At 75.4% G+C, this 18,978-nt stretch carries 15 protein-coding genes and 1 pseudogene; 3 read left to right on the top strand and 13 right to left on the bottom strand.

Features of this window, described 5'->3' with window-relative positions; all coding sequences use genetic code 11:
* Positions 1–117 precede the first annotated feature (117 nt).
* Entirely contained in the window at positions 118–1,311 is a 1,194-nt protein-coding gene (gene glgA / locus PU704_RS05215) for a glycogen synthase (protein WP_277550501.1), read from the bottom strand.
* Positions 1,312–1,523: 212 nt separating this feature from the next.
* Here glgA and glgC point away from each other — a divergent pair, with 212 nt between their 5' ends.
* Positions 1,524–2,768, top strand: coding sequence for a glucose-1-phosphate adenylyltransferase (gene glgC / locus PU704_RS05210; protein WP_075872319.1), 1,245 nt, complete (start codon positions 1,524–1,526; stop codon positions 2,766–2,768).
* Between the two features lie 51 nt (positions 2,769–2,819).
* Here glgC and PU704_RS05205 read toward each other — a convergent pair whose 3' ends face one another.
* From PU704_RS05205 to PU704_RS05195, 3 genes are read right to left on the bottom strand one after another with little or no spacing between them, the layout of a single operon-like run.
* Positions 2,820–3,674, bottom strand: a complete 855-nt coding sequence (locus tag PU704_RS05205) for a transglutaminase family protein (RefSeq protein WP_277550500.1) — start codon at positions 3,672–3,674, stop codon at positions 2,820–2,822.
* Complete coding sequence (locus PU704_RS05200) at positions 3,671–4,597, bottom strand: alpha-E domain-containing protein (protein WP_075872321.1); 927 nt, start codon at positions 4,595–4,597, stop codon at positions 3,671–3,673. Before PU704_RS05200 ends, PU704_RS05205 begins: the two co-directional genes overlap by 4 nt.
* Positions 4,591–6,210: a circularly permuted type 2 ATP-grasp protein gene (locus PU704_RS05195; protein ID WP_277550499.1), complete on the bottom strand. Its 1,620-nt coding sequence runs from the start codon at positions 6,208–6,210 to the stop codon at positions 4,591–4,593. Before PU704_RS05195 ends, PU704_RS05200 begins: the two co-directional genes overlap by 7 nt.
* 228 nt (positions 6,211–6,438) lie before the next feature.
* Between PU704_RS05195 and PU704_RS05190 the strand changes: the two genes are divergently transcribed.
* Positions 6,439–7,359 (top strand): glycosyltransferase family 2 protein, encoded by a 921-nt coding sequence (locus tag PU704_RS05190; protein ID WP_277550498.1) that lies wholly within the window; start codon positions 6,439–6,441, stop codon positions 7,357–7,359.
* Positions 7,356–8,288 (top strand): glycosyltransferase family 2 protein, encoded by a 933-nt coding sequence (locus PU704_RS05185; protein WP_277550497.1) that lies wholly within the window; start codon positions 7,356–7,358, stop codon positions 8,286–8,288. Before PU704_RS05190 ends, PU704_RS05185 begins: the two co-directional genes overlap by 4 nt.
* A gap of 35 nt (positions 8,289–8,323) precedes the next feature.
* Here PU704_RS05185 and PU704_RS05180 read toward each other — a convergent pair whose 3' ends face one another.
* From PU704_RS05180 to PU704_RS05145, 9 genes and pseudogenes are all read right to left on the bottom strand, one after another.
* Positions 8,324–9,325: a UDP-glucuronic acid decarboxylase family protein gene (locus PU704_RS05180; RefSeq protein ID WP_277550496.1), complete on the bottom strand. Its 1,002-nt coding sequence runs from the start codon at positions 9,323–9,325 to the stop codon at positions 8,324–8,326.
* A 61-nt stretch (positions 9,326–9,386) separates the two neighbouring features.
* Entirely contained in the window at positions 9,387–10,397 is a 1,011-nt protein-coding gene (locus PU704_RS05175) for a glycosyltransferase family 9 protein (RefSeq protein WP_277550495.1), read from the bottom strand.
* Positions 10,387–11,793 carry a PfkB family carbohydrate kinase gene (locus PU704_RS05170; RefSeq protein ID WP_277550494.1) on the bottom strand — a complete coding sequence of 469 codons (1,407 nt, stop codon included), beginning with the start codon at positions 11,791–11,793 and terminating at the stop codon, positions 10,387–10,389. The genes PU704_RS05175 and PU704_RS05170 overlap by 11 nt, the downstream gene beginning before the upstream one ends.
* A complete protein-coding gene (locus PU704_RS20055; protein WP_417466371.1) occupies positions 11,790–12,479 on the bottom strand; it encodes a D-sedoheptulose-7-phosphate isomerase in 690 nt (229 codons plus the stop codon). The genes PU704_RS05170 and PU704_RS20055 overlap by 4 nt, the downstream gene beginning before the upstream one ends.
* A pseudogene (locus PU704_RS20050) lies at positions 12,474–13,649 on the bottom strand (glycosyltransferase); the annotation flags it as partial. The gene PU704_RS20055 and the pseudogene PU704_RS20050, both read right to left, overlap by 6 nt.
* Positions 13,646–14,605, bottom strand: a complete 960-nt coding sequence (locus tag PU704_RS05160) for a glycosyltransferase (RefSeq protein ID WP_277550492.1) — start codon at positions 14,603–14,605, stop codon at positions 13,646–13,648. The pseudogene PU704_RS20050 and the gene PU704_RS05160, both read right to left, overlap by 4 nt.
* Entirely contained in the window at positions 14,593–15,702 is a 1,110-nt protein-coding gene (locus tag PU704_RS05155; RefSeq protein ID WP_277550491.1) for a glycosyltransferase family 9 protein, read from the bottom strand. The genes PU704_RS05160 and PU704_RS05155 overlap by 13 nt, the downstream gene beginning before the upstream one ends.
* Positions 15,703–15,704: 2 nt before the next feature.
* Positions 15,705–17,333, bottom strand: a complete 1,629-nt coding sequence (locus PU704_RS05150) for an HAD-IIIA family hydrolase (RefSeq protein ID WP_277550490.1) — start codon at positions 17,331–17,333, stop codon at positions 15,705–15,707.
* Positions 17,330–18,967: a carbamoyltransferase family protein gene (locus PU704_RS05145; protein ID WP_277550489.1), complete on the bottom strand. Its 1,638-nt coding sequence runs from the start codon at positions 18,965–18,967 to the stop codon at positions 17,330–17,332. Before PU704_RS05145 ends, PU704_RS05150 begins: the two co-directional genes overlap by 4 nt.
* Positions 18,968–18,978 lie beyond the last annotated feature (11 nt).

Genomic DNA, 18,978 nt, shown 5'->3' with positions numbered 1-18,978 from the left:
AGGAGGAACGTCGTACCGTTTCCGGCCGTCCTTTCCTGAACGCAACAGGAAATAATCTACCACAGGCCGGCCCGCAGTTCACATCGGGGCCGGCGGTGCCGAGGCCGCCCGAGCGGCTCACAGCACGGAGCGGTAGACCTCCACGGTCCGCTCGGCGATGGACTCCCAGGAGAAGTGCTGCTCGGCGCGACGGCGGCCGGCCGCGCCCATCTCGCGGGCCCGCGCCGGATCGGTGACCACGTCGGTGAGCGCGGCGGCGAAGTCGGCCACGAACTTCTCCGGGTCCAGGGGCGTGCCGGTGCCGTCCTGGACCTGCTCGAGCGGGACCAGCCGGCCGGTCTCGCCCTCGACGACGACCTCGGGGATGCCGCCCGTGGCCGAGGCGACCACGGCGGTGCCGCAGGCCATGGCCTCGAGGTTGACGATGCCCAGCGGCTCGTAGACCGAGGGGCAGGCGAAGGCCGTGGCCCCGGAGAGGATCTGCACGATCTCCCGGCGGGGCAGCATCTTCTCGATGAGCACCACGCCGGAGCGGGTGGCCTTGAGCTCGTCGATCAGCGCGTTGACCTCGGCCCCGAGCTCCGGGGTGTCGGCCGCGCCGGCGCACAGCACGAGCTGGACGTCGTCGGGCAGCTGGGCGGCGGCGCGCAGCAGGAAGGGCACGCCCTTCTGCCGGGTCACCCGGCCCACGAACGCCACCGACGGCCTGGCGGGATCGATGCCGTAGGACTCGAGGACGTCGGTGCCCTCGTCCGGGACCCACTGGCTGACGTCGATGCCGTTGTGCACGGTCCGCACGCGCTCGGGGTCGACCTCGGGGTAGGAGCGCAGGATGTCGTCGCGCATCCCGTCGGAGACGGCGATGATCGCGGCGGCGGCCTCGTAGGCGGTCTTCTCCACGAAGGAGGACACCGCGTAGCCGCCCCCGAGCTGCTCGGCCTTCCACGGGCGGAGGGGCTCGAGCGAGTGCGCGGAGAGCACGTGCGGGATCCCGTACATCAGCGACGCCAGGTGCCCGCCCATGTTGGCGTACCAGGTGTGCGAGTGGACCAGGTCCGCGCCGGCGATGTCGTCGATCATGGCGAGGTCGACGCCGAGGGTCTGGATCGCGGCGTTGGCGCCGCTGAGGTCAGCGGGCACCGGATAGGCCTGCACCTCCACGCCGTTGACCCGCGGCTCGCGCGGGGCACCGAAGCACCGCACCCTCAGGTCGACCAGCGGGGCCAGGACCCGCGAGAGCTCGGACACGTGGACTCCGGCGCCGCCGTAGATCTCGGGCGGGAACTCCTTGGACAAGATATCGACTCGCACGGTCCCGAGCGTACTGCAGGATCGCGGCGTTGCCACGGGTACGCCACCGTGGGACGCCGACATCCCCAGTTCTGATGACACATCGGCACGGCTGTGTCCGGGATCGCACGGCATTCCGCGTGTTAAGACACAATGAAGGCGCCTGTCGAGTGGTTCCGCACCGCGAGGCGGAGAGGTTGCGCCCGTTGCCGTCGAAGTCAGAGAGGTCCTCAATGCCCCACCGTAAGAAGGTACTCGCCATCGTCCTGGCCGGAGGCGAGGGCAAACGCCTCATGCCGCTGACCGAGGACCGCGCCAAGCCCGCGGTGCCCTTCGGGGGCAGCTACCGGCTCATCGACTTCGCCCTGTCCAACATTGTGAACTCGGGCTACCTGCAGGTCGTGGTGCTGACCCAGTACAAGTCCCACTCCCTGGACCAGCACGTCTCCCAGACCTGGCGGCTGTCCACCCAGCTGGGCAACTACGTGGCCACCGTGCCCGCGCAGCAGCGCCGCGGCAAGGACTGGTTCCTGGGGTCGGCCAACGCGATCTTCCAGTCGCTGAACCTCGTCGACGACGCCCGCCCGGACATCGTGGTGGTCGTCGGCGCGGACCACGTCTACCGGATGGACTTCTCCTCGATGGTCGACTTCCACGTGGAGTCGGGCGCCCGGGCCACGGTGGCCGGCGTGCGCCAGCCCATGGAGATGGTCACGTCCTTCGGGGTGATCGAGACCGACCCGCAGGACGTCACGAAGATCACCCGGTTCGTGGAGAAGCCGGAGAGCACCGCGCCCCTGCCGGACGACCCCAACGCCTTCCTGGCCTCGATGGGCAACTACGTCTTCGACACCGACGCCCTCGTCGAGGCGCTGCGTGCGGACGAGGGCAAGGAGGACACCGCGCACGACATGGGCGGGGACATCATGCCGTGGTTCGCGGACCGGGGTGAGGCCGCCGTCTACGACTTCACGCACAACGACGTGCCCGGCTCCACGGACCGGGACCGCCAGTACTGGCGCGACGTCGGCACCCTGGACTCCTACTACGACTCGCACATGGACCTGATCCGGCCGCTGCCGGTCTTCAACCTCTACAACTACGCGTGGCCGATCTACACGCACGAGCTCCAGGCCCCGCCCGCCAAGCTCGTGCGCGGCCCGCACGGGGAGGGCGGCATGACCACCGACTCGATCCTCTCCGCCGGGGTGCTCGTCACCGGCGGCCGGGTCTCCGAGTCGGTGCTCTCCCCCAAGGTGCTGGTCAACAACGACGCCACGGTCAGCCAGTCGGTCCTGCTGCCCAACGTCCAGGTGGGCGAGGGCGCGGTGGTCGATCGGTGCATCCTGGACAAGAACGTCGTCGTGCCCCCCGGCGTGCAGGTGGGCGTGGACCGCGAGCTCGATCGCTCGCGGGGTCTGACGGTCACGGCGTCCGGGCTGACGGTGGCGCCGAAGAACTTCCGCTTCGAGCGGTAGCACCGACGACGCAGCCGCCCGCCCTCCCGGGGACGGGCGGCTGCGTCGTGCTCAGGCGGTCTGGGTGACCTCGACCGTGACGTCGAGCCCGGAGGTCCCGCCCCCGCCGGTGACCATGCCCTTGAGCGGGGTGACGTCGGTGTAGTCGCGGCCGCGGGCGACCGTGACGTGGAAGTCGGTCAGCCGGGTGTGGTTGGTCGGGTCGTAGGCGTACCACCGGTCGTTCCACCACTCGACCCAGGCGTGGGACTCCCCCGGCACGGTGCGTCCGATACCGGCCTCGTAGTCCGGGTGCAGATAGCCGGAGACGTAGCGGGCGGGGATCCCGATGTGCCGCATCATCCCGATGGCCACGTGCGCGAGGTCCTGGCAGACGCCCTTCGCCTCCCGCCAGGCGGCCTCCGCGTCGGTGTGCACCCCGGTGACGCCCGGGACGTACTGCATGTGCGTGGCGATCCCGGCGAAGATCGCCGCTGCCGCGGCGGCCGGATCCGCGGACTCCTTGCGGATCTCCTCGGCGACCCGCTCCAGCTCGGGCCCGATCCGCGTCAGCGGGGTCTGCGGGACGTGGTCGGACACCGCGTCCAGCACCTCGGGCACGGCCAGCTCCTCCCAGCTGAGGCCGTCGGCGGCCTCGTCCCCGGGACGGCGGTTGACCTCGACGGTGGCGGAGGAGCGGATCTCCAGGTGGCGGTGCCGGCCCTGGATGTCGAAGGCGGCCACCCGGGTGCCCCAGTAGTCCCGGTAGTTGCTGACCGTGGCGATGCCCGGGCTCAGTGTCAGCTCCGCCTCCAGGACGATCTGCTCGTCGTCGGTGATGGGCGTCATCCGGGCCTCGTTGTAGGACTTCGAGACGCTGTCGTTGTAGTCGTAGCGGGTGACGTGGTCGATCTTGAGCCGGGTCACAGCATGCCTCCGAACCAGGACGCCTCGAGGGCGTGCGAGAAGTACTTGGCGCCCACGGACTCCGACGCTCTCGCGCACGCGGCCTGGACGTTGTTCAGGTGCTCGGGCAGCACCGCGATGAGGTCCTCCGCGTGGTGGAACTCCAGGGCCGTGCGCGCCTCGCCGATGATCCGCCGGGCGTCGTCCTTGAACCCGACCCGCTGGATGCCCGGCTCCAGGTTCACGAGGATCTCCTCGGCCGTGGTGAGGGCGTGCAGGATGGAGCGCGGGAAGAGCCGGTCCAGCAGCAGGAACTGCGTGGCCGACTCGTCGCTGAACGTCCCGTAGCGGGTGCGCAGGAACGCCTCGTAGGCCCCGGCGCAGTGCAGGATCGACACCCAGGACATGCCCGAGGTGGACGTGGAGCGGGTCCACAGCAGTCGCGAGGTCATGTCCGCCCGCTCGATCGCGGCGCCGAGGGACAGGAACATCCACGACTCGTCGTGGGACATGGTCATCTGCACCTGCCCGCGCACGGTCGCCATCCGCTCGACGGTCCAGTGGCAGACGCGGAAGGTCCCGACCACGTCCCGGCGGTGCTGGCCCAGGCCGTAGTAGGTCGAGTTCAGCGACTCCCACATGGCCGAGGAGACGGTCTCCCGGGCACGGCGGGCGTTCTCCCGGGCCGCGTGCAGGGAGCCCGAGATCGAGGTCAGGCAGTCCCTGTTCCAGGCGAGCTCGTGGATCATCGACCGGACACTGTAGTCCCCGTCGGCGGGTTCCACGCCCATGACCGCCATGATGCGCCGCACCTCGGCCTCCTGCTCGCCCACGGGCAGCTGGGTGATGCGCTCGAGGTGGACGTCAAGGATCCGGGCGACGCCGTCGGCGCGCTCGACGTAGCGCCCGATCCAGAACAGGGACTCGGCGATCCGGCTCAGCATGAGGACTCCTTCCCGGGGCGGGTCGTGGGGGCGGCGGCCCGCCCCTGCTGCTGCTGCTGCTGCTGGCCGCCGTCCGCCTCGTCCTGCCAGGACGCGGACACCGGCCAGGTGTGCACCGAGGAGTCCACGTCCGGCGGCGGCGCCTGGCCCGGGTCGAGGTCCTGGGTCTGGGGCTGGCCCAGCACCCAGGTGTCCTTCGAGCCGCCGCCCTGGGAGGAGTTCACGATCAGCGACCCCTTCTGCATCGCCACGCGGGTCAGCCCGCCGGGCAGCACGTACACGTCCTCGCCGCTGTTCACCGCGAAGGGGCGCAGGTCCACGTGGCGGGGGCTGAACTCCCCGTCCGCGAACGTCGGCACGGTGGACAGCTGGAGCACGGGCTGGGCGATCCAGCCGCGCGGGTCGGCGAGCACCTTGGCCCGCAGCTCCTCGAGCTCGGCCGCGGTGGCCTGAGGGCCGATCACCAGGCCCTTGCCGCCGGAGCCGTCCACGGGCTTGACCACGAGCTCCTCCAGGTGGTCCAGGACGTAGGCGCGGGCCTCGTCCTCCTCCAGCCGGTAGGTGTCCACGTTGGGCAGCACCGGCTCCTCGTCGAGGTAGTAGCGGATCAGCTCGGGCACGTAGGAGTAGGTCAGCTTGTCGTCGGCCACGCCGTTGCCGATGGCGTTGGCGATGGTCACGTTGCCGGCCCGGGCCGCGTTGACGAGCCCGGAGCAGCCCAGCGCGGAGTCGGAGCGGAAGTGCAGGGGGTCCACGAAGTCGTCGTCGATGCGCTTGTAGATCACGTCCACGCGCTGCTCGCCGTCGGTCGTGCGCATGTAGACCTTGTCCCCGCGCACCACGAGGTCGCGGCCCTCCACGAGCTCCACGCCCATCAGCCCGGCCAGCAGGGTGTGCTCGAAGTAGGCGGAGTTGAACACGCCCGGGGTGAGCACCACGACCACCGGGTCCTCGGCCGCTTCGGGGGCGGTGGCGCGCAGCGCCCGGTAGAGGTGCCGGGGATAGGCCTCCACCGCACGGATGGGCTGGGACATGAACGCCTCGGGCAGGCCCTTGGCCATGGCGCGCCGGTTCTCGATCACGTAGGAGACCCCGGAGGGCACGCGCACGTTGTCCTCGAGCACCCGGAACACCCCCTGCTGGTCGCGCACCACGTCGATGCCCGCCACGTGGATCCGCACCCCGCCCGGCGGCCGGAAGCCCCACACCGCGCGGTGGAAGTGCGCGGAGGAGGTGATCAGCGCCCTCGGCACGATGCCGTCGGCGACCACCCGCTGCTCCCCGTAGACGTCGTCGAGGAAGCACTCCAGCGCCCGGACCCGCTGCTTCACGCCCCGCTCGATGACGTCCCACTCCTCGGCGGTGAGCACGCGCGGGACGATGTCCAGGGGGAAGGGCCGCTCCTCCCCGGCGAAGTCGAAGGTCACGCCGCGGTCGAGGAAGGACCGGGCCATCGAGTCGGCGCGCGTGTTGACGTCGCTGAGCGACAGCTCGCCCAGCACGCCGCCGACCTGCTCGTAGCCGGGCCGGGACCGCTGGTCCCCGGTGAACATCTCGTCGTAGGCCGCCGCGCCGGACATGTCGGCGGCATAGTGGTCGAACAGGTCGGGCATGTCGGGCGATCACACGCCTTTCGGGATCGTGGCGGTCTGTACCCGCAGTATGGACGCGCCGTATTTCGCAGTGGTAACCGGGATGCCGGACGTGCTTCCGATTCTGTCACGCACCGCACCGGGGGACCCGGCAGGACGTACCCCTACGATGGGATGGCGCGCCCGCCCGACGCGGACGCGCCGCCGCCCCGGACGCCGGGCGCGGCGGGCCCGAGCGGAGAGGAACCGATGGACGCCCCGGACCCCCAGCACCGCGTCACCGTGGTCGTGGCCACCCGCAACCGGCGGGAGGAGCTCGTCGAGCACCTGGGACGGCACGAGGGGCCCGTGATCGTCGTCGACAACGCCTCCACGGACGGCTCCGTCGAGGCGGTGCGCGCGGCGCACCCGCACGTGCAGGTCGTGCCCCTGCCGCGCAACGTCGGCGCGGTGGCCCGCACCGTGGGCGTGCGCCTGGCCCGCACCCCCTACGTGGCCTTCGCCGACGACGACTCCTGGTGGGCCCCCGGCGCGCTCGCCCGCGCGGCCGCCGTGTTCGACGCACATCCCCGGCTCGGCCTGCTCGCCGGGTCGATCGCCGTGGGACCCGAGGAGCGTCCCGACCCCCTCAACGCCGTGCTGGCGGCGTCCCCGCTGGGCATCCCCCCGGGGTGCCCGGGCCCCGCGCTGCTCGGTTTCGTGGGGTGCGGGTCGATCGTGCGCCGCTCGGCGTTCCTGGAGGTCGGCGGCTTCGACGACGTCGTGCGCTTCCCCGGCGAGGAGGAGCGCGTGGCCCTGGACCTCTTCGACGCCGGCTGGCGGCTGGCCTACGTCCCGGAGATCCGGGCCCACCACCACCCCTCCCCCCACCGGGAGACCAGCGACCGCCGCCGGACCGAGCTCGTGCGCAGCCGCGTGCTCACCGCGCTGATGCGCCGGCCCTGGCGCACCGTGGGCCGGGAGCTGCGGGATGGCCTGCGCGGCGGGCGCACGGGGCGCCGCGGCGTGCTGGGGGCCCTGCCCCGGGTCCCGGCCGCCCTGCGGGCCCGCCGCCGCATCTCCCCCGCCACCGAGGCCGCGCTGGCGCTGCTGCACGCCCCGGCCACCACCGACCCGCACCGCACCGACCCGACCGCCACCGATTCCACTGCCCCGGAGGACAGCCCGTGACCGAGACCGCCCCCACCCCCGCGACCGGCCCCGGCCCCGACGAGCGCGTGGCGGTGGTGATGATCACCTACAACCGCCGGGACGAGGCGCTGCTGGCGCTGGCGCGGCTGCGCGAGCTGCCCGAGCGCCCGCACGTGGTGGTGGTCGACAACGGCTCGCAGGACGGGACCGCCGACGCGATCCGCGAGCAGCACCCCTGGGCGGAGCTGGTGGCGAGCCCGGTGAACCTCGGCGCGGTGGGCCGCAACGTGGCCATGGAGCGGGTGCGGACCCCGTTCGTGGCCTTCTGCGACGACGACACCTGGTGGGAGCCGGGGTCCCTGCGCCGGGCCGCCGACGCGCTGGCGGCCCACCCGCGCCTGGGCGTGGTCACCGGCCGGATCCTGGTGGAGCCCGGCGCCCGGGAGGACGCGATCAACGCGGAGCTGCTGCACTCCCCCGTGCAGGGCCCCGACTGGCTGCCGGGCCCGGCGCTGGGCAGCTTCCTCGCAGGTGCCTCCGTGGTGCGCCGCACGGCCTTCCAGGAGGTCGGCGGCTTCAGCGAGCGGCTGTGGCTCGGCGGGGAGGAGGAGTTGCTGGCCGCGGACCTCGCGACCGCCGGCTGGGAGCTCGTGCACCTGCCCGACGTCGTGGTCCACCACCAGGCCTCGACGGTCCGGGACCCGCACCTGCGCCGCCGGCACGGGCTGCGCAACACGCTGTGGTTCATCTGGCTGCGCCGGCCGCTGGGGGCCGCGCTGCGCCGCACCCGCGACGTGGTCGGCGGCGCGCCGCGGGACCGGGTGACGGTCCTGGCCCTGCTCGACGCGCTGCGCGGGGCGCCCTGGGTGCTGCGCGAGCGACGCCCGCTCCCGGAGCGGGTGGAGCGGCGCTTCCTGGCCCTGGAGGACTCCCAGCGCAGCAGCGCCGCCCGCCGCTACGTCAGCTGAGCGCTGCGCCCGGCCCGGAGCGGTCCGGGCGCGCCTCAGCCGAGACCCGGGGCGGCGGAGACCGGGCGGGCGGCGGCGCTCTGCCGGAACCACTCGACCGTGCGCCCGAGGCCCTCGCTCCAGGGCACCTCCGGCGCCCAGCCGAGGACCTCCGTGGCCAGCGCGGTGTCGGGGCGGCGCACCTTGGGGTCGTCGACCGGGCGGTCGACGAACTCCACGGCCGAGGAGGACCCGGTGGCGGCGATGACGTCGCGGGCGATCTGCAGCACGGAGAGCTCGTGCGGGTTGCCGATGTTCATCGGTCCGCTGTGCCCGCTCCCGGCCAGGGCGAGGATGCCCCGCACCAAGTCGGAGACGTAGCAGACGGAGCGGGTCTGCTCGCCGTCGCCGGCGACGGTGAGCGGCTCCCCCGCGAGGGCCTGCCGGATGAAGGTGGGGATGGCCCGGCCGTCGAAGGGCCGCATCCGCGGGCCGAAGGTGTTGAAGATCCGCACGATCCCGGTGTCCACGCCGTGCTCGGCGCGGTAGGCGACCGTGAGGGCCTCGGCGAAGCGCTTGGCCTCGTCGTACACCCCGCGGGGGCCGACCGGGTTGACGTGGCCCCAGTAGCTCTCGGGCTGGGGGTGGACCTGCGGGTCGCCGTAGACCTCGGAGGTGGAGGCGAGCACGAACCGCGCGCCCTTGTCCTTGGCCAGGCCCAGGGCGTGGTGGGTGCCGATGGAGCCGACCTTGAGCGTGTGGATGGGCAGCTTGAGGTAGTCGATCGGGGAGGCCGGGGAGGCGAAGTGCAGGACCAGGTCCACGTCGCCGGGCACGTGCACGTAGTCGGTGACGTCGCACTGGACGAGCCGGAACCCCGGGTCGCCCACCAGGTGCTCGATGTTGGCCGCGGAGCCGGTCAGGAAGTTGTCCAGGCAGACCACCTCGACCTCCCGGCGGCGCAGCTCGGTGCACAGGTGGCTGCCGAGGAAGCCGGCGCCGCCGGTCACGACGGCGCGGCGGATCGGGCGGGTGGTCACGTCGGGCGTGGGGTTCACGGTGCTCCTCTGGATCGACAAGGGGTGGTGGGGCCGGCGCAGGCCGCGGCGCCGGCCGGTCTCAGGTGCGGGCGGCGGCGAGCTGGGAGCGGGCCGCGGCCAGGACCTCGTCCGGGGTGACGGCGGCGAGGCGCTCGTCGAGCTCCGCCGCGTGCGGGTCGCCCCAGGCGGGCGCGGACGGGTCGCCGTGCCACAGGACCGTGTGCAGCCCGGGGTCCACGGCCGGGCCCCACCACGCGGGCGGGGTCGGGCCGAAGAGCACGACGGAGGGCACGGCCAGGGCGGTGGCCACGTGGGCCACGCCGGTGTCCGTGCTCAGCACCGCGGCGCTCTCCCCGACGGCCGCGGCCAGCCCGGCCAGGTCCAGGGTGCCGCAGCGGTCCTCGGCGCCGTCCACGCCGTCCACCACGGCGGCGGCGAGCCCGGACTCGGCCGGGGAGCCGGTGACGACGACCCGGTGGCCGTCGGCGACGAGCGCCCGGGCGACCTCCCGCCAGCGCGGGGCGGGCCAGCGGCGGGAGCCGGAGGCGGCGCCCGGGTGGATGAGCACGGGGGCCCCAGCGGGTGCGGGGCGGTGGGGTCGCAGGAGCAGGTCCTCCGGGCCGCACGGGCCGCCGGCCTCGCTCACCAGCCGGCACCAGCGGTGCACCTCGTGCTCGTCCCGTCGCCAGGCCGGTCCGGTGTGCCCGGCCTCCGGGGCGGCGAACCCGACGAGCCGCTCGGGCCCGGAGGCCAGCAGCAGCTCGTGGCTGCGCGGGCCGCGCCCGTGCAGGTTCACGGCCACGTGCCCGCCGCGCACCGGCGGCAGCGGCACCAGCCCGGACTGGGGCAGCACTCCGTCGACCACGCCGAGCTCGGTCAGCCAGGAGCCCAGGGGCTCCGGGGCGGCGAGCACGATGCGGTGGTCGGGCAGCATCCGGCGCACGCCGCGCAGCGGGGCCACGGCGGTCAGCGAGTCCCCGAGGCCCAGGGCCCGCAGCACGAGCACGTCCCCGGTCCCGATGGTGGCCGGGTCCACGGTGCACCGCCCGGGCGCGGGAAGGCCCTGGACGGCGACCGGCTCAGCCCTCACGGCCGGCCCGCTGCAGGATGGCCGTGGTGGAGCGCCCCGAGAGGTAGGGCAGCACGGTGACCCGCCCGCCCCAGCCGCGCACGTCGGCGGCCTCGGGCAGCTGCTCGGGGGTGTAGTCCCCGCCCTTGACCCACACGTCGGGGCGGAGCAGGTTCAGGGCGGCGCGGGGGTCGTCCTCGTCGAAGAGCACGACCGCGTCGACGCTGCGCAGCGCGCTCAGCACCCGGGCGCGGTCGGCCTCGCCGACCACGGGCCGGCCCGGGCCCTTGAGCCGGCGCACGGAGTCGTCGGCGTTCAGCAGCACCACGAGGGCGTCGCCGAGGCGCCGCGCGGCGTCCAGGGAGGCGATGTGCCCGGCGTGCAGCACGTCGAAGCAGCCGCCGGTGGCGACCACGGTCCCGCCGCGCCCGCGCACCTCGCTCAGCAGCTCCTGCACCTCCCGGGGCAGCCGCTCGGCACCCGGGTGCAGGGCCGGCCGGGCGTGCACCCCCGCGGCGCGGCGGGTGCGGTAGGTGGCCGCGCCGCCGGCGGCGACCCACTGGCCCGCGGCCTCCACGGCGGTCTCCACGGCCGCGGTCACGTGGGCGCCGCCGCCCAGGGCCAGCGCCGCCGCGGAGGCGAACCGGTCCCCCGCGCCGCAGGGGTCGGTGTTCTGCACCGGCGCCGCCGGCACGAGCTCCACGCCCGTGGCCGTGGCCAGGTACGCCCCGTCCGCCCCGGCCGTGACGGCCACCGCACGGGCGGCCCAGTGCCGGCGCAGCCCGGCGGCGAGGTCCCGGGGCGTGCCCGGGGCGTCGAGGGCGGCCGCGGCCTCGGCGGCGTTGGGGGTGACGAGCGCGCAGCCCGGCACCGGGGCGCCTCCGCGCGGGTGCGGGTCCCACACGACCACGCCGGTCCGGGCGTGCTCCTCCAGCGCCGCGCGCACGGCGGGGTCGGTGCTGACGCCTCCCCCGTAGTCGGAGACCAGGACGGCGTCGGCCCCGGCCAGGACGGCGGCCACCTGCGCGGTCGTGACCCCCACCGGGGTGCCGGGTCCGCCCTCGTCCACGCGCACGAGGGTCTGGCCCGCGCTGCGGATCCGGGTCTTGGTGCGGGTCCCGCCCTCGTGGCCGAGCCGCTCCAGGCGGACCTCCCCGAGCGCGTCGGCCAGCTGCCGGCCGGCGTCGTCCTCGGCCACCGGCGCCAGCAGCGTCACCGTCACCCGGGCCGGGACGGCCCCGACCGCCGGGGGCTCCGCGCACAGCAGCGCGGCCAGGCCGGCCCCGCCCGGGCTGGCGAAGACGGCGTCCACGTCCACCACCGGGACCGGGGCGTCGGGGCTGAGCCGGGTCGAGGTCCCGGCCACGTCCCGGTCCAGCAGGGCGTCGCCGACCACCACGATGCGTGCCGCGCTCATGCGACCCCCGCCCGCACGGCGTCGCGCGCCGCGAGTTCCCCGGTCCGCTCGTCCCCGCTCGCGGGCTCCTCCGCGGCCGGGACCAGCCGGGCGTCGACGGCCGCGCACACGGCGTGCAGCAGCATCAGGTGCACCTCCTGGATCACCGAGGTGCTGGCGGCGGGCACCGTGAGGACCTCGTCGGCCCGCTCGGTCAGCGGGTTCGGGCCCGGGCCGGTGAGCGCCCAGACGTGCATCCCCTGCTCGCGCGCCCGCTCGGCGGCGGCCAGCACGTTGGGGCTGCGCCCGCTGGTGGAGAGCACGACCAGGACGTCCCCGGCCCGGCCGTGGGCGCCCACCTGCCGGGCGAAGACCTCCTGCGCGCCGTAGTCGTTGGCGATCGCGGTGAGGCTGGAGGTCTCGGCGGACAGGCACAGGGCCGAGAGCGGGCGGCGCTCGTCGACGAAGCGGCCCACGAGCTCGGCGGTGAAGTGCTGGGCCTCCGCGGCGCTGCCGCCGTTGCCGGCGGCGAGCACGCGCCCGCCGTCGGTCAGCAGCCCCGCCAGGCGGGCCCCCCAGCGGTCCACCACGTCGGCGTGCCGGGCGGCCTCGCGGGCCGCGACGGCGAGCTCGTGCGCGTGGGTCTCCAGCCACAGCTCGGTCCGGTCGCGCAGGGGCGGGTGCTCCCGCCGGTGGCGCTCGAGCACCCGGGCGTAGGAGCGCTCCGTCTCCTCCGCGACCCGCTCCCAGCCGAAGATCCGCTCGACGCGCTCGCGGCCGGCGCGGCCCATCCGGGCGGCCAGCTCGGGATCCTCCAGCAGGGCGCGCAGGGCGGCGGCGGTGCCGGCGACGTCGCGCGGGGGCACGTGCAGGCCCGTCACGCCGTCCTCCACGCTGTCGAGCAGCCCGCCCACGGCGGTGCCGACCACGGGGCGGGCGCAGGCCATCGCCTCGAGGGGGACCATCCCGAACGGCTCGTACCAGGGGGTGCAGGCCACGACGTCCGCGGTGGCCAGCAGGGCCGCGGCGTCGTCGTGGTCCACGCGCCCGAGCAGCTCCAGGCGGCCGTCCACGCCGAGCTCGCGGGCCAGCGCGCGCAGCCGCAGGGCCTCGGGGTCGCGGTCGAGGTCGGCGCGGTCCGGCCCGCCCGCCACGACGAGCTCGGCCTCGGGCAGCTCGGCCAGCGCCCGCACGACGACGTCGACGCCCTTGCGCTCCACCAGCCGGCCGAGGGCCACGATCCGGGGCCGGCGCCGGCCCGTGGGCGGCGGGGCGGGGACGAAGGCGTCCAGGTCCACCCCGCAGGGCACCACGTCGATCCGGGAGTCGTCCCCGCCCAGGGCGAGCAGCTCGGCTCGCTCGTCGCGGCAGGTGGCCAGGAGCAGGTCCGCGGCGGCGATGATCTCGTTCTCCACCGCGAGCCGGCCGGCCGGGCTGGTGTCCGCCGCGCCCTGGTGCCGGCGCTTGACGGCACCGAGGGCGTGGAAGGTCTGCACCACCGGGATCTGCAGGGCCTCGGCGGCGCGGCGGGCGGCGATCCCGGACATCCAGAAGTGCGCGTGCACGAGGTCGGGGGCGCCGGTGCGCGCCCAGTCCCGGGCGAGCCAGCGTCCGAACTCGTCCATGTACGGGGCGAGGTCGTCCTTGGGCAGCGGGCTCGGGGGCCCGGCCGGGACGTGCACCACGCGCGCGCCGGGGGCGAGCTCCACCACGTCGGGGAGCCGCACGGCGTCGCGCCGCGTGTAGACGACGACCTCGTGGCCGCGGCGCGCCAGGCCCGTGGCGAGGGCGGCCACGTAGACGTTCTGTCCCCCGGCGTCGACCCCGCCGAGGGCGGCCAGGGGGCTGGCGTGCTCGGACACCATTGCGATTCTCATGCAGTCACCTTCTCCAGGATGCGGTCCCAGTCCGCCAGGAAGCGGTCCAGGCCGTAGTGTCTCAGGGCGTGCTCGCGGGCGGCGGTGCCCGCGGCGGCCGCCGCGTCGGGGTCGTTCAGCCAGTGCCGGGCCTGCGCGGCGAGGGCCTCCAGGTCGTTGGAGAGCAGCCCCGCGCCCGGCGGCACGGCACGCGGCGCCTCGGTGGTCGAGAGCCCGAGCACCGGCATGCCGATGGTCATGGCCTCGAGCAGCGCCAGCCCCAGGCTCGTCCACCGGTAGGGGTGGAAGTAGGCCCGGTGCTCGCCGAGGGCCCCGTGCAGCTTCTCCTGAGGATAGTTCTCGTGCAGCCGCCCGGCCATGTGCGGCGCGTGCTCGGCCAGCTGGTCCATGCCCATCCCGTACACGTCCACGGGCAGCTCCCGGGCCAGGGCGGTCAGCAGGTCTGTGCCGGCGATCCGCCCGCGCCGGACGGGTTCGTTGACCACGGCCGCGAGGCTCGCGGTGCGTCCGGTGTAGAGCGGGCCGGGGTCGAGGACGCCGTGCTCCACGACCTCGGTGGGCGCCTGCCCGTTGTCCCACATCACCCGGTTGAAGTGCGTCACGTGCACCACCGGGATGTCGGAGCGCTCCGCCAGCGGGTGGCGGGTGGCCACGGCGGGCCCGCGGGGGGTGTCGTGCTCCACGTACACGGCCGGGAGGTCGGTCCCGGCCCGCCGCCCGGTCCAGCGCTCGAGCAGCTCGAGCTCGTGCGGGCGCTGGAGCACCACGACGTCGACGTCCGCGTCGGCCAGCTCGGCCGGGGCGAGCTCCACGGCGGAGGCGGGCCAGTCCCAGGTGCGGGCGCGGCCCCGGCCGTCGGGGCCGCGGTCCTCGACCACGGGCAGCAGGCAGGTGTGGCGGCCGTGGACGAACGAGGTCGTCCACGAGCCGTGGACGTGCCAGATCAGGACGCGCATCGGGGTCCTCCTTCCGGTGCGGGAACAGGGGCGGGGGCGCCCGCGGGACGGCGCACGAGGTCCTCGACGGCGGCCAGCACGGCCGCGGGCGGGACCTCGGACAGGCACGGGTGCCCGGGGACGGGGCAGTCGCGGGCCCGGGAGCCGCGGCAGGCCGCGGTCTGGTCCCCGAGCAGCACGACCGGCACCCCGTAGGGCGCCCACCGCTCGGGCGGGACCACCGGGGAGAAGAGGGACACCACCGGGGTGCCCACGGCGGCGGCGAGGTGGGCCGGGCCCGTGTTGCCGACGACGACGCAGGCCGCGGCGTCGAGCACGGCGGCCAGGCCCGCCAGGTCCGTGCGGCCGGCGAGGTCCAGCACGGCACCCTCGGGCACCGTGCGCAGCGCGGCCGCCCGGGTCGCCGCGGTGAGCTCGCGCTCCCCCGGCCCGCCGGTGAGGACCACGGTGTGCCCCGCGGCCGCGAGCCCCGCCGCGAGGGACCCGGCGTGCTCGGAGGTCAGACCGCGGGAGGGGACGGAGGCACCCGGGTGCAGCACCACGTGTCCCCCGTCCGGGACGGCGGTCGCGAGCTCCGGGGGCAGCGGGGGCAGCGGGCGGCGCACGGCCAGGCGCAGCTGGTCCCCGGCGGCCGGCGGCGCGCCGGCCGCGACGGCGAGCTCAACGGCCGCCTCGACCTCGTGCCCGCCGCCGGGCGGGTCGGCGCGGCGGTGCCGGACGTCGAGCAGGGACCCCGGGTAGTCCTCACTGGTCCCCACCACGCGGGGGATCCCGGCGAGGCGGGCCAGCAGGGCCATGGGCAGGGGGCTCTGGTGGAAGGACGTGAAGATCACGGCGAGGTCGTAGTCCCGCGCGGCGAGCTCCCCGACGAGGCCGAGGGTGACCTCCGGGTCCACCGGCGGGGGCCGGAACCCCGACCAGGGCGCGGCGTGCACGAGGACCTGCTCCACGTCCGGCAGCAGCCGCGCAGCGGCCGCCCCGGCGGGCGAGGCCAGCAGGTCCACCGGGCTTCCGGTCCGGGCCAGGGCCCGGACCGCGGGGCCGGTCAGCAGGACGTCCCCGTCCGAGTCGAGGCGGACGGCGAGGATGCGGCCCACGCTCAGCCCCGGGCCCCGGCCGGCACCGCCGGACGGCCGGTCGGGGCGCCGAGCACGGAGGCGACCGCCTCGGTCAGGGTGGCGGCCACCGCGGGCGCGGCGGCGACCTCCTCCTCGCGGGTCACGGGCGTGGGCACCAGCACGGAGCGGGCCCCGGCGGCCTGGGCGGCCTCGACATCGGCGCCGATGTCCCCGATCAGCACGCACTCGGCGGGCTGGACGCCCAGCTCCGCGGCGGCGGCGAGCACCATGCCGGGGCTCGGCTTGCGGCACGCGCAGCGGTCCTCGGGGGCGTGCGGGCACAGCTGCCAGGTGTCGAACGGGCCGAGCAGCTCGGCCACCCGGGCGTTGACGGCGTCGACCTGCGCGCGGGTGAGCAGGCCGCGGCCGATGCCCGACTGGTTGGAGACCACGCCCACGGCCAGCCCGGCCGCGCGCACGGCGGCCACGGCCTCCTCCGCGCCGGGCACGAGCTCCACCTTCTCCGGGTCGCCGTTGTAGGGCACGTCGTGCACGAGGGTGCCGTCCCGGTCGAAGAGCACCGCCCGCACCGGGACCGGCCAGGGGCCGGTCCCCCGGTGCCGCCACCGGCCGCGCAGCTTGTGCCGCACGGCGGCCACGGGGATCGCGGCGCTGGTGCGGGCCATGCGGCTGAGCTCGGGCAGGAACTCGGGGTCCCCGGGCCGCGGGCCCGAGCCCATGCGCAGCATCAGGAACCGGCCGGTGAGCCAGCCCCAGGCCGCGGCGCCGGCGCCGGCCGCAGTCAGCGCGGTGCGGGCGCCCGGGCCCCGGCCCAGGGCCGCGGCCCCGGCGGCCGCCGCGGCCCCGGCCGCGGTGACCCCCAGCGCGCCGACGGTGGCGGCGTGCCACGCGAAGCCGCCGCGGGGCGCCTGTGCCGCGGCGCGCCAGTCCGGTCCGTGCAGCCGGCGCATCAGGGCGTCGTCGGCGTTGCCGGCCTGCACGCGCAGGCTCACCAGGTCGTCGGCCGGGCGCACCGGGTGGGTGATCCGCCGTTCGCCGCGCACGAGCTGCCAGCCCGCCCGGCGCACGCGCAGGGCGAGGTCGGCGTCCTCGCGGTAGGCGCGCGGGAACCGCTCGTCGAAGCCGGCGACAGCCTCCAGGGCCGCCACGCGGTAGGCCATGTCGGCGGTGGCCCAGTCGGCGTCCTCGAGGGAGGCGGTGTTGCGCTCCCAGTCCGTGGGCCGGCGGGTGTCCGGCAGCGGGACGTCGATGCGGCCCTGGGTCGCGCCGGTCTCGGGCCCGCACGCGGCGAGGTCCTCGGCCAGCCGCTGCGCCCAGCCGGCAGGCAGCTCGACGTCGTCGTCGAGGAACGCGATCCACTCGGCGCCGGAGCGCCGGGCGGCGCGCCAGCCGCGGTTGCGGGCCGCGGCGGGTCCGCGCCCGTAGCCGCGCACGGTGCGCACGGTCCAGGCGACGGTGTCCGGGACGCTCAGCTGCAGGGGTGCCACGTCCCCGCGGCGGTCGTCGACCACGACGACCTCCAGCGGGCCGGGGTGACGGGCGTCGACGTCCTGGGCGGAGAGGGTGTCCAGCAGCCACTGCAGGGTGGGCCGGCCCACCGAGGGGATGACGACGGCGTAGGTGGCGGGCTCGGTGGACGCCGGCGTCATCGGGCCTCCTGGAAGAAGGAGGCGCGGCGGACCAGGTGCGGGCCCAGCACGAGCGCGGCCACGGGGGCCGAGCCGAAGAGCTCGAGGGCATCGCGGGGATCGTCGACCATGGGGCGGCCGGCGGTGTTGAGCGAGGTGTTCACGACGACGGGCACGCCCGTGCGCTCGTCGAAGGCCCGCAGCAGCGCCGCGATCCCGGCGTTGTCCTCGTCCGTGACGGTCTGGATGCGCGCGGTGCCGTCCACGTGGGTGACGGTGGGGATCCTCTCCCTCCACTGCGGGGCCACGTCGTGCACGAAGAGCATGAACGGGCTGGGCATCGGTCCGCCGCTGAAGATCTCGGCGGCGCGCTCCTCGAGGACCATGGGCGCCACGGGGCGGAACTGCTCCCGGCCCTTGACGTCGTTGAGCCGCTCGAGGTTCTCCTGGTGCATCGGGTTGGCGATCAGGGACCGGCGGCCCAGGGCGCGGGGTCCGAACTCGCTGCGGCCGTCGAACCAGGCGACGACCCCGTTGTCCGCGAGGACGTCGGCGACCTCCCCGGCGAGGTCCTCGGGTGTGGTGAAGGGCACCTGGGCGGTGCGCAGCCACTGCGCGAGCTCCTCGTCGGACCAGCTGCGCCCGAGGGCGGCGGTGGGCTGCGGCTCCCCGAGGTCACCGGCCTCCTGGGCCAGGTGCAGGGCGGCGCCGAGGGCGGTGCCGGAGTCCCCGGAGGCGGGCTGGACCCAGACCTCCTCGAAGGGGGTCTCCCGCCAGATGCGGGAGTTGGCCACGCAGTTCAGGGCGGTGCCGCCGGCCATGGTCAGCACGCGGTCGCCGGTCTGGCCGTGCAGCCACGTGGCGAGGTCCACCAGGACCTCCTCGACCACGGCCTGCACGGAGGCGGCGAGGTCGGCGTGGTCGCCGCCCCAGGTGCCGTCGTCGATCCGGCGTGGGGCGAAGCGGGTCCAGTCCGGGGCCTGGGCGGTGAACCCGCCGTCGCCGGTGGCGCGGACGATCTCGCGCAGCTCGGGCAGGAAGCGGGGCTCGCCGTAGGAGGCCAGGGCCATGACCTTGAACTCGTCGGAGGAGCGCAGGAAGCCGAGGTGGTCGGTGAGGGACTCGTAGAGCAGGCCCAGGGACTCCGGCAGGGCCTGGCGGTGCAGGATCTCCAGCTCGCCGTCGCGGTAGCGTCCGGCCAGGTGCGAGTGCGCCTCGCCGCGGCCGTCGACCACGAGCACGCTGCTGGTGCGGGAGGGGGCGGCCAGGCCCGCCGACGCCGCGTGCGCGACGTGGTGCTCGACGAAGCGGACCTTGTTCCGGTCCAGGCCGGGCAGGGCCTCGGCGAGAAAGCCCGGGGCCCGGCGGGCGTAGTCCACCCGCACCGGGTCGTACGGGTCGTCCGGCATCTCGGCGGCGATCGCCGGGTCGAAGGAGTAGCCGACGGCGTCCAGGTCCGCCGGGGTCAGCCCGGCCTCGGCGAGGCACCAGCGCATCGCCTGCTCGGGCAGCTCCCACGCGGAGAACGGCACGGGCCGCTTGCCGTGCTTGCGCCGGGAGAACCGCTCCTCCTCCGCCGCCGCCACCACTCTGCCGTCCACGACGAGAGCCGCCGCGGGGTCGTGAAAAATCGCGTTGATGCCCAGGTAGTTCATAGAGCGGAGTA

The organism is Kocuria oceani, assembly GCF_029524215.1.
GTDB lineage: Bacteria > Actinomycetota > Actinomycetes > Actinomycetales > Micrococcaceae > Kocuria > Kocuria oceani.
This window is presented reverse-complemented; position numbering and strand designations above follow the sequence as displayed.

Excerpts from the sequence above, each read along its gene's own strand:
- glgC (WP_075872319.1), top strand. The coding sequence starts at position 1,524 with ATGCCCCACCGTAAGAAGGTACTCGCCATCGTCCTGGCCGGAGGCGAG.
- PU704_RS05200 (WP_075872321.1), bottom strand. The coding sequence starts at position 4,597 with ATGCTGAGCCGGATCGCCGAGTCCCTGTTCTGGATCGGGCGCTACGTC.
- PU704_RS05195 (WP_277550499.1), bottom strand. The coding sequence starts at position 6,210 with ATGCCCGACCTGTTCGACCACTATGCCGCCGACATGTCCGGCGCGGCG.
- PU704_RS05190 (WP_277550498.1), top strand. The coding sequence starts at position 6,439 with ATGGACGCCCCGGACCCCCAGCACCGCGTCACCGTGGTCGTGGCCACC.
- PU704_RS05170 (WP_277550494.1), bottom strand. The coding sequence starts at position 11,793 with ATGAGCGCGGCACGCATCGTGGTGGTCGGCGACGCCCTGCTGGACCGG.
- PU704_RS05160 (WP_277550492.1), bottom strand. The coding sequence starts at position 14,605 with ATGCGCGTCCTGATCTGGCACGTCCACGGCTCGTGGACGACCTCGTTC.
- PU704_RS05150 (WP_277550490.1), bottom strand. The coding sequence starts at position 17,333 with ATGACGCCGGCGTCCACCGAGCCCGCCACCTACGCCGTCGTCATCCCC.
- PU704_RS05145 (WP_277550489.1), bottom strand. The coding sequence starts at position 18,967 with ATGAACTACCTGGGCATCAACGCGATTTTTCACGACCCCGCGGCGGCT.